The sequence below is a fragment of the Aquimarina atlantica genome, from assembly GCF_000626715.1.
GTDB lineage: Bacteria > Bacteroidota > Bacteroidia > Flavobacteriales > Flavobacteriaceae > Aquimarina > Aquimarina atlantica.
This window is the reverse complement of record NZ_AQRA01000023.1, coordinates 1-12,263: the sequence shown is the minus strand read 5'-3', so window position 1 is coordinate 12,263 and position 12,263 is coordinate 1. Positions and strand designations below refer to the sequence as shown.

Here is a 12,263-nt window from a genome sequence, read left to right as displayed (position 1 = left end):
GGCCTCTCCGGTTCCTGTTAAGGTTGGAGTAATATCGTTTGTTGTAAATGTATCTGCTGTTGGTGCAGTAAGATCAATAGTCACTACTCCAGCTCCACTATTTCCTCCGGCATCTGTAGCCACTACATCTAAAGTATCATCATCGGTTAATACAGGTAAACTACCACTATCCGGTACTGCAACTCCAGTATCAATACTCCAATCTCCAGCGGCATCTGTAGTTACGGTATAAGTAACCTCTGGTGTACCATCTCCATTCTCATCTACGGTAATCGTTAAGGTCTCATTGGCCTCTCCGGTTCCTGTTAAAGTAGGCGTAATATCATTAGTAGTAAACGTATCTGCTGTTGGTGCAGTCGTATCAATAGTTAAAGTCGCAGAATTAGAGGTAGTAGATGAACAAATGTAAGAATCATCTGTTATAATCACCTGGTATACATATCCATCTTCAGTTGCAGTTGCTCCCGTTAATGTTAATATTGTAGTATCACTACCTGTATAAATATCTACGACATTGGCTGGGTCAATAGTGACAAAACCACCACCGCTTTGATCATCAACCTGCCATTGATATGTATAATAGTTTATATCTGGTTCTACCTCAAAAGTTACCGAGCCTACTCCATTAGTTGTTATATTAACTGGTTGTGTAGTTATTGTTGGTACGGTTCCGACCTGTTGAAAATCAAACTGTGTATTATTTGTTGGTGCTATTCCATCTGCATTAGCAGGAGTGGTATACACTGCAGCCACAACTACTCCATTAGCATTTACTGTACCTGCTCCTAATGTTAACGGTTCTGCTGCTGTGTTAGAAGGGTTATACACTCCACCATCACCACCATCGGCATTTGCATCGGCATAAGCTTCATTCGCATCACTACAACCATCACCATCACTATCTAATGTTATATAATCCAGACTACCATTACTACCCGTGTCTGTTGGAGTATTCCCTGCTCCACCATTCGCTAGAGAAGGTACACCATTAGTTGCTGTATTGTTTGTATTATTATCATTATCATCATGTCGACCTTCTTGCCCTACAGCACTGCTAAGAGTTCCCCCAGCTTCAATAACATCATAGATTCCATCATTATCACTGTCTAAATCTAAATGATTAGGAACCCCATCTCCATCAAAATCAAAAACAGGATCCAATGTATCACAAATCCCATCCAGATTACCATCTACACAAACAGGTGCGGTTCCACTTCCATTATTATTAAAATCTTGGTAGTTAGGGATACCGTCATTATCTGCATCTAAAGAAGGATTTACTCCTAATGTATTTTCTACTGTATCCAAAACCCCATCGTTATCATCGTCAATATCTATGAGGTTTCCTACATTATCATTATCTGTATCTAATGTTGTAAATATTATCGTTACAGAAGATGTTGATGTCGTACAACTTGTTAATGAATAATCAAATATGTAAGTCCCATCGGTTAGTGTATTTGTATCCACTGTTCCTGTAGAGGAATCAAAGCTGGCTCCTGGATTATCACTAGCTCCATTAAGACTCCAAATACCAAATGGATCTGGGGTTCCTAGAAGATTAGATAGTAAATTTATTGTACCGTCTCCTAAAGTTGCATAAATTGTATTGTTTATACCAGAATTTGGCGATGCCTGAACTGACACCGTTACAGAAGTTACAGCATTAGTAATACAGGGTCCTGTTGCAGAAACTGTATAATCAAAAATGTATATGCCTCCAGTTACTGGGTCATATGTTGCGGCCCCTGCATTAAAATCACTTCCCGGATTATCTGGGGAAGATCCTGAAACACTCCAGGTTCCTCCAATATCAGCTCCCGTAATCAAAGTATTAAGATTAATTACTGCATCCCCAGCACAGGCATATTCATCAGTACCAGTACCAGAATTTGGTTCATCTATTACAGTTACCTGAACTATATCTTCAGTAGAGCAGCTAACCCCATTATCTCCTACTATCCTAAACCAGGTAGTTTCATTAACTATTCTTGATGGTGTTAATGTACTATTTTCAAAAGCTCCTGACCAAGGTCCAGCTGGACCTGTTGTGCTATATGACCATTCGTATCCTCCTGCTCCTCCAACTCCAATACCATCAGACAATGAAATTGAATTATCAACACCCGGAATTGCAGGTGTAAAAGGAACTACATAAATTGAAGCTGAAGCCGGTGTGCATGAATTATCATTTATTGCAACAGATATTGAACCACTCGTATATGTTACAACATTACCTAATCCATCATCGAATATAATGGTAGCGCCATCCAACGTACCTGTATCTGCTCCTACGCAATCATAAATTTGCACTGCCCACCCTCCTTGTCTGGCATCAAAACCATAAAATGGTGACCAATCTATAGCTGATGTAGATGTTCCATCAAAATATTGATCATGAGTTCCTGTTAGAGGTGCCGGTTGCGCACAAAAATTAAATACACTTCCAACTGCATCATTTGTAAATGTTAAATTAGTTACATTATCGCCAGAATTACAAGTATTTCCCTGATTTGGCCCTAAAGTAACTGTAGTAGTTCCATCGGGAGCAACTGCAAAAAATCCTAAATCAGAAACATAAGTGTGTGTAGCATCAAATGTTATACTAATCTCTGTTGTAGCAGTAATAGGAAATGGTCTGGGTACCGGATCATAATATGTGTACACCGGATTAGTAACAGTACCAGCACCTGCTAAATTTACAGTATCTCCTGCACATACAGTTTGTGGCGTACCTGCATCCATAACTAAAGATGAATTCCAAATCCATGCTCTACCTTCTTCTACCGTGCCTCCATCATTTCTTACAACAAGATATCCTCCATCGGCCAAACCTGTCTGTACAGGAGTTGAGGCCAAGGCATAAGCGTCATATGAATTACTAGTAGGGTTAAAAATATACCAATCATAAATGGTACCTGCAGATCCTGTAGGGCAAACTAATTCTCCTGAACCTGAATCAAAAACAAATATTGGATCGTCAGAATTTGCAGACTGTAATGGATTTGTATATGCAGTAACCAGTTCTCCGCAAGCAGAAGGAGAAGAAAGTGCTATTTCTGTATTGCTCATCTTAATGATGACTACAGTTGTAGAGGCAGTGCTACATGGTGCTCCTCCTGTCACGTCATATCTAAAAATACTTCCTCCTAACGGTAAAGTAGCTTCATCTACTATACTTCCGCTTAAGGCTCCTGTACCACTTACATCTACCCATGTACCCCCAGCATCCTCAGTGCCATCCAAACCAGTAAATAGATCTGTAGGTCCATCGCCTGTAAAAATAACCAGTTGACCATTAGTAGACCCTGATTGTGGACCTCTTGTTATAGGAAAGGAAGCAGTCGCTATATTGGAAGTACCCCCATAAAAATCTGTTATCTGGATATCAATCAATCGATTTACTCCTGTGGTTGGGTTTACCAAATTATTTAGATAAAAAATATCATCCAATGCTTGTCTAAATTCTGATATTGTTGCATTACCATCATTAGTGATTGTCAAACTAGTCGTATTATTTCCAGAAACCAAAATACCAGTAAATCCTCCCGTCATAGTAAGTTCTTCCTGGCCTATATCCTGTTCATTAGTAAGTGTAACTGTCATAGACTGGATTCCATGCGGAGCTACCAATTCTGAAGTTGCGCCCGTATTGGTATTATCCAACGGCTCCCATCCTGTCGAACAAGCTGTAGAATTGATATTTATTCCGCCAGCTCCCGTAACATTTGTAGTATCTAACCTAATCCATGGGTTTGGAGATAAATCCATGGTAAATGGTTCTCCAGAAGCGGCTTCTATTGCATCGATAACATAATATTCTACCGATAAAGTAGTTATTGCAATATTACTCTCTACTGTCCAATATGTTCCTGCAGTGGTGATTGTACTTTTAGAGCCTATATGAATTTCTGAAGTGTTATTATTATTTATAAAATGCCCGTTTTGGGGATTTGTTAAATTTCCAGAAAATGAAGCACCTGCATCAGGACTAGATATTTTTATATTTTCTGTTCGAATAAGATTACTATGTTCTTGAGAACTCAAAATAACATGCACAGGTTCACTAAATGTATAAGTATAAGTATTACCTGAAATTCCAACTGTAGTCCTGGCATTATTAAAACTGTTTACCAATGTAGAGCTTGGTGCAACTGCATTAACTGCTCCTCCTACACTCGATGAAGGTGATCTAGTGATATCAACTGTTACAACAGTTACTCCATCTCCTATCGAAGACAAACTACTCGTCTGAAAATTATTCTCTGGAACCGTACCTGACAAAGATCCCCAAGTAGTAACCACTTGAGCATTTATCTGACTACCTAGAAATAAAATAAAAATAAAAAAGAAAAATGATCTTTTTTTACAATGCAAGAATTGAGTAAAATTTATCATAAAATTGTTTTATTTGATAACAAAGGGTAAATGGTCCTGGAAATTGAAAAATAAACTATTCGAAATTAACATATATTTTTGTTAAAATAGCAAAAAATAGTGTCGAAAAGGCTTTTTTTATCGACGAAAAGCTATTTTATTTCGACGAATGACTAATCTCTCTATTAGCAAAAAATCTTGTGTTTTTTGTTATTAAGATGTAAACATCTCTCTTTATGAAGGTTAGATTCCCAAAGAAATCTATAAGCGTATTTATCGTTAAAATTGGTTGTAATTTCTCCAATTTTTCTCTGTGTGTTATGATAATTTTTATGCTCTATAAGCACCGAAGAAGTTTCTAAAAAAGAATATGCTATAAAAGAATATGCTCCCAGTAAAATAGTAATTATTCCTGTTAAAAATAACGCTCTGTAATTAGGTAAGTTATCAACTTGTTTTTGAATGTAGCTCGTATAGCTATTCTGAATAAAAGAAGATATATCTTTTGATATAAAAAAAAGGAACCTCATAATGGTGGTTTGTTTAAAATTTATCGTTATTCAAATCCTTACAATTACTGGCTCGCCAAAAGTTTATAATTGCCGGATTGTTTTCTATATGTACTTACTATTGTTTATTTGTTATCCATTTTAATCTTTTTTAGAGTGAAACACTATCACTTACTCATTAAAAATTTATGTGTATTTAATTTGGAAAGAAAAACATTGGGATGCATTTTTAACAATAATATATCATTAGGCATTAAAAAAGAAAATACATCAATAAGATGAAATAGGAAATATATTTATCAAATGTAATTTTTTATATACGCAACAATAATTTAAAAAATGATGACTTATATCATGTTTTTCTCAACATCATAAATTTATATATAAATCCTTAATTATAAATACATTAAAAACTCAAAATAAATATGGTTTCGCCGTATTTATGATCACATAATTGGTTATTGCGTAAGAAAAAGATTAGATATGTAAGAAACTATGAGAGATGCTATTTCATTTACTCTAAGCATCTACTGGAATAAAATATTTTTATATAGTAGATTATAACGGTAAATAATATAATGCAATTTGAGTTGTAATGCAATTTTGATTAAAAGAAACGAGGTGTTAGCATTCTATTGTATTTTTTAAAGAGTTCGAATCTGAGAAATACCTCATAACTGCCATCATTAAATTGACTCTGACCTAATTCTGTCGTTTCTCGATCATATGCAAAACCAATCATTAAGGAATCGGAAATCTGAAATCCTATAGTACCACTTAAAGCAGCACTCCAACGATAAGCAGCTCCCAATGTCAATCGATCATACAATAAAAAATTTGCCGAAACATCTACCTGTAAAGGAGCACCAAAAACCAACTTACTTAAAACTGCGGGCTTAAACTTAACTGTATCACTCAAATCAAAAACATGACCTGCTATCAAATAATAATTGATACGCTCCTCAGCCAAAAAACTAACAGCATCACTACTACTGGTAGTAGTACTCTCATCAAAATGATCTGTCTCTAATAAATTTGGAGCACTTAATCCTACATAAAACTTATCGGTATGATAATACACTCCAACTCCAACATTAGGACTAAATTTATTATCTATATTGTTCTCAAACAAAGCATCATTGCTATTAAATTGTGATAACTTTTGAAAATCAACATTTAATAAATGACCTCCGGCTTTTATACCTAAGCTTAACTTGCCTGTTTCAGAAGTGGGAAGTGTATATGAAAAATCAATATCAAAATACGTCTCATCGGTAGGACCAATCTGATCATTAACTATAGATAGACCTAAACCAACTCGCTCATTACCACCAATAGGAGTGTTAAAGGTAAGGGTCTGGGTACGAGGTGCTCCATCTAAACCAACCCATTGACTACGATGAAGACCCATAATACTTAGTACTCCTCGACTACCTGCATAGGCAGGGTTGACACTTATAGTGTTATACATATACTGAGTGTACTGAGCATCTTGTTGTGCATAACTGGTAAAAAAAGTAACGCTCAAAAATGCTGCCACAACTATTATCTTTATTTTTTTCATCCGTTTTAGTAGAACTATTTTAATTTAACCCACGAGTAAGTACATCAATACTCGTGGGAATCTAAATTTTGGTTGATTATCTGTTAATATATAAATATCCAGCTCTAGATTTTTGGACTCCACTGGCATTTTCATATTCAAGAACATAATAGTATGTTCCAACAGGTAATTCTTCTTTTCCATTTATAGTCTGTCTTCCACTAGAAATTCCTCTGAAAAATCTCACGCCTGGTTGTTCATACCCATCCTGCTCAAACACCTTAACCCCCCAACGGTTAAATATCTGTAACGTGTTTTTAGGAAAATCGCTTAGTCCCATAATCCTAAACTCATCATTAACACCATCCCCATTAGGAGTAATTCCTGTATATATAATGATATCTTCTGGTACAATTACAAATACAGTTTCATCTTCAAAATCACCATCATTATCTAAATCAATATTGGTATCATTTAATGGGTCATCAGATATATCAGATACATCCAAACCATCTGGATTTTGGCCAGTTACGGTAGCTTGATTAGATACACTACCAGAACGTATATCTTCTTCTGTTAGGACATAAGTTGCTGTAAAACTATCCGTATCTGTTTCTCCTGCAGCTAAATCAATCGGGCCACCTATTACTTCAACTCCTGGCAATGGATCATTAAGAATAATATTAGTAATATCTACATTGCCTCTATTTTCTATAGTAAAAGTATATCGTATTTCATCTCCTGCATTAGAAATATCATCTCCATTTGTATCTACATATGAAGCTGTCTTAGTTAATGCCAGATTAGAAATATCATTTGCAACTGCTACAGTAATAACTATTATAGCATCGTCGCATACCACAGGGGTAGTGATACTACACAGCGTATAATTTATAGTATATTCTCCTGGTGTTGTATTTGGTAATACAGTTATTATTCCTGTTATTGGATCTAGACTAACACCATCACCAGAATCAGAATCTGTAACTGCTGATATAACAACATTTGTTCCTAATGTAGCAGGGTTACAATCTAACAGATCGTTAACATCTACAATATTAGCAGAGCTACCTCCTATACTTCCATTAATAACTACAATATCATTATTAGCTTCTGTTACGGTTGGTACAGTTATATCAAAAGTACAAGTTTCACTATTTCCAGAAGTATCACTAAATGTATAAGTCACTGTAGTTGTTCCTACCGGAAATGCATCACCAGGATTATGTGTACTACTAATAATTAATGGATCTGTACAGTTATCGGTCGCAGTAGGTAGTGTCCAGTTAACAACAGCATTACACGTGTTAGCAGTTGCTGTCTGAACTATATTTGATGGGCAATTCGTAATTACCGGATTTATATTATCTATTACAGTTACAGTTTGTGTACAAGTAGCTGTATTTCCTGAACTATCTGTTACTGTCCAAGTTATGATCGTATCTCCTAATGGGAAGATCGCCGGTGCATCGCTAACCGTACTAACAACGGAACAATTATCTGAAGTTGTTGGGGTAACAAGAGCAACTCCTGTCGCTACACAACTTGCTGCATCTACATTCACACTCACATCTGCCGGGCATATTATTGTTGGATTGATATTATCGGTTACCATTACTGTTTGAGTGCAGGTAGCTATATTACCAGAACCGTCGGTTACTGTCCAGGTTACAGTTGTATTTCCTAACGGGAAAACTCCTGGTGCATCATTGGTTACACTAGCCACTGCACAATTATCTGAGGTTGTTGGTGTACCTAAAGTAACTCCACTTGCAGTACATAAACCTGCATCAACATTAACACTTATTATATCTGCTGGACATACTATTGTAGGGTCGGTAGTATCGTCAACAATAACATTTTGTGTCTGTTGAACTACATTACCATTACCATCGTCATAAGTCCAGGTTACTATAAAAGTTCCTTGCGTTGTATATGTTAAAGGGTCTGTAGTTGTTCCATTTATAGTTACGACTCCTCCGCATCCATCTGTAGCAGTTGGAATAGTAGTTATTGTTGCACTACACTCCCCTACTACATCAGGTAATGGATTAACATCAGGAACCGGAATTCCTGTATCTTGTACTATCACCGTTTGTGTTTGTTGGCTTGTATTGCCATTTCCATCATCATAAGTCCAGGTAATCGTATATGTTCCGATTACTGTATAATTTGTAGGATCTGTAGTTGTTGCAGTTATTATTCCTCCACAATTATCTGTTGCTGTTGGAGCTATTGCTGTAGCACTACATTCCCCTATTACATCAGGTAATGGAATAACATTAGCTACCGGAGCTTCATTATCTGTTACCGTTACTGTTTGCATACAGGTAGCCGTATTACCAGAACTATCAGTCACTGTCCAGGTCACTGTCGTATCTCCTAATGGGAAAACTCCAGGTGCATCATTGGTTACACTCGCCACTGCACAATTATCTGAAGTGGTCGGTGTACCTAAGGCAATACTACTTGCAGTACATAAACCAGCGTCAACATTAACGTTTACGGTTGCAGGGCAACTGATTGTTGGATCAATGTTATCCGTTACTGTTACCGTTTGCGTACAGGTAGCGGTATTACCAGAACTATCCGTTACTGTCCAGGTTACTGTAGTATCTCCTAATGGGAAGGTTACCGGTGCATCATTAGTCACACTCGCCACTGCACAATTATCTGAGGTTGTTGGTGTACCTAAAGCAACACTACTGGCAGTACATAAGCCTGCATCTACATTTACATTTACAGTCGCTGGACAACTAATCGTTGGATCAATAGTATCAGTTACGGTTACCGTTTGAGTACAAGTCGCAGTATTACCTGAACTATCGGTTACTGTCCAGGTTACAGTCGTATCTCCTAGTGGGAAAACTCCCGGTGCATCATTAGTTACACTAGCCACTGCACAATTATCTGAAGTAGTAGGTGTGCCTAAAGTAACTCCACTGGCGGTACATAATCCGGCATCTACATTAACATTTACTGTAGCTGGACATGCAATTACCGGATCTATATTATCAGTTACGGTTACGGTTTGAGTACAGGTAGCGGTATTACCAGAGTTATCTGTTACTGTCCACGTCACTGTCGTATCTCCTACTGGGAAGGCTGCTGGCGCGTCATTAGTCACACTGGCCACTGCACAATTATCTGAAGTTGTTGGTGTACCTAAAGCAACACTACTCGCAGTACATAATCCAGCGTCAACATTAACATTTACTGTAGCTGGACAACTAATCGTTGGATCAATGTTATCCGTTACTGTTACGGTTTGCGTACAAGTCGCAGTATTACCAGAATTATCCGTTACGGTCCAGGTAACTGTTGTATCTCCTAGCGGGAAGGTTGCCGGTGCATCGTTAGTCACACTGGCCACTGCACAATTATCTGATGTTGTTGGGGTACCTAAAGTAACTCCTGTCGCTACACAACTTCCTGCATCAACATTTACATTTACTGTAGCTGGGCAACTAATCGTTGGATCAATAGTATCAGTTACGGTTACGGTTTGAGTACAGGTAGCGGTATTACCAGAACTATCGGTCACTGTCCAAGTCACCGTGGTGTCTCCTAATGGGAAAACTCCCGGTGCATCATTAGTTACACTAGCCACTGCACAATTATCTGAAGTTGTTGGTGTACCTAAAGCAACACTACTGGCAGTACATAAGCCTGCATCTACATTTACATTTACGGTGGCTGGACATGCAATTACCGGATCAATATTATCGGTTACGGTTACCGTTTGGGTACAGGTAGCGGTATTACCAGAGCTATCCGTTACCGTCCAGGTTACGGTCGTATCTCCTAATGGGAAGGTTGCCGGTGCATCGTTGGTTACACTAGCCACTGCACAATTATCTGAAGTTGTTGGTGTACCTAAAGCAACACTACTCGCAGTACATAGACCAGCGTCAACATTAACATTTACTGTGGCTGGACAACTAATCGTTGGATCAATGTTATCCGTTACTGTTACGATTTGCGTACAGGTAGCGGTATTACCAGAGCTATCGGTTACGGTCCAGGTTACTGTTGTATCTCCTAGCGGGAAGGTTGCCGGTGCATCGTTAGTCACACTGGCCACTGCACAATTATCTGATGTTGTTGGTGTACCTAAAGTAACTCCTGTCGCTACACAACTTCCTGCATCAACATTTACATTTACTGTAGCTGGGCAACTAATCGTTGGATCAATATTATCAGTTACGGTTACCGTTTGGGTACAGGTAGCGGTATTACCAGAGCTATCGGTTACCGTCCAGGTTACCGTGGTGTCTCCTAATGGGAAAACTCCAGGTGCATCATTAGTCACACTAGCTACTGTACAATTATCTGAAGTCGTTGGTGTATCTAAAGCAACACTGCTTGCAGTACATAATCCAGCGTCAACATTTACATTTACTGTGGCCGGACATGTAATTACCGGATCTATATTATCAGTTACGGTTACGGTTTGCGTACAAGTCGCTGTATTTCCTGAACTATCTGTCACTGTCCAGGTTACCGTGGTATCTCCTAGTGGGAAAGTTACTGGTGCATCATTAGTGACACTAGCTATTGTACAATTATCTGAAGTCGTTGGAGTACCTAAAGTAACACTACTGGCGGTGCATAAGCCTGCATCTACATTTACATTTACTGTCGCTGGGCAACTGATCGTTGGATCAATATTATCTATTACTGTTACCGTTTGGGTACAGGTAGCTGTATTACCAGAACTATCCGTTACCATCCAAGTTACCGTTGTATCTCCTATCGGAAAAGTCCCCGGAGAATCATTAGTAGTACTCACTACAGTACAATTATCAGAAATTGTGGGTGTAACTAAAGTAACTCCTGTTGCGATACAACTTCCAGGATTTACATTTACACTTACATCTGCAGCACATACTATTGTTGGATCAATGTTATCCGTTACTGTTACTGTTTGTGTACAAGTCGCTGTATTACCAGAACTATCCGTTACCGTCCAGGTGACCGTTGTATCTCCTAATGGGAAAACTCCAGGTGCATCGTTAGTCACACTTGCCACTGCACAATTATCTGAAGTCGTTGGTGTACCTAAAGCAACACTACTGGCTGTACATAGACCAGCATCAACATTTACATTTACTGTAGCTGGACAACTGATTGTTGGATCAATGTTATCAGTTACGGTTACGGTTTGCGTACAGGTAGCGGTATTACCAGAGCTATCCGTTACCGTCCAGGTTACTATTGTATCTCCTAGTGGGAAAGTTGCTGGTGCATCATTGGTTACACTTGCTATCGTACAATTATCTGAAGTCGTTGGTGTACCTAAAGTAACACTACTGGCTGTACATAGACCAGCATCAACATTTACATTTACAGTCGCTGGACAACTGATCGTTGGATCAATAGTATCGGTTACTGTTATTGTTTGGGTACAAGTCGCAGTATTACCAGAGCTATCGGTCACTGTCCACGTCACTGTCGTATCTCCTACTGGAAAGGTTGCCGGTGCATCATTGGTTACACTAGCCACTGCACAATTATCTGAAGTCGTTGGTGTACCTAAAGTAACTCCTGTCGCTACACAACTTCCTGCATCAACATTTACATTTACAGTCGCTGGACAACTGATTGTTGGATCAATAGTATCGGTTACTGTTATTGTTTGGGTACAAGTCGCAGTATTACCAGAGCTATCGGTCACTGTCCACGTCACTGTCGTATCTCCTACTGGAAAGGTTGCCGGTGCATCGTTAGTGACACTTGCCACTGCACAATTATCTGAAGTCGTTGGGGTACCTAAAGCAACACTGCTGGCGGTACATAATCCAGCGTCTACATTTACATTTACTGTGGCCGGA

At 38.4% G+C, this 12,263-nt stretch carries 4 protein-coding genes; all 4 read right to left on the bottom strand.

Annotated elements, in window-relative coordinates:
• Positions 1-4,398, bottom strand: a 4,398-nt coding sequence (locus ATO12_RS24330) for a beta strand repeat-containing protein (RefSeq protein ID WP_034247651.1), incomplete at its 3' end; no start/stop codon positions are given.
• A gap of 164 nt (positions 4,399-4,562) precedes the next feature.
• Positions 4,563-4,907 carry a hypothetical protein gene (locus tag ATO12_RS24325; protein WP_034247649.1) on the bottom strand — a complete coding sequence of 115 codons (345 nt, stop codon included), beginning with the start codon at positions 4,905-4,907 and terminating at the stop codon, positions 4,563-4,565.
• 586 nt (positions 4,908-5,493) lie between these two features.
• Complete coding sequence (locus tag ATO12_RS24320; protein ID WP_034247647.1) at positions 5,494-6,450, bottom strand: PorP/SprF family type IX secretion system membrane protein; 957 nt, start codon at positions 6,448-6,450, stop codon at positions 5,494-5,496.
• A 76-nt stretch (positions 6,451-6,526) separates the two neighbouring features.
• On the bottom strand, positions 6,527-12,172 hold the full coding sequence (locus tag ATO12_RS24315; RefSeq protein ID WP_394331730.1) for an HYR domain-containing protein: 5,646 nt from the start codon (positions 12,170-12,172) through the stop codon (positions 6,527-6,529).
• Positions 12,173-12,263 lie beyond the last annotated feature (91 nt).

Excerpts from the sequence above, each read along its gene's own strand:
- ATO12_RS24320 (WP_034247647.1), bottom strand. The coding sequence starts at position 6,450 with ATGAAAAAAATAAAGATAATAGTTGTGGCAGCATTTTTGAGCGTTACT.
- ATO12_RS24325 (WP_034247649.1), bottom strand. The coding sequence starts at position 4,907 with ATGAGGTTCCTTTTTTTTATATCAAAAGATATATCTTCTTTTATTCAG.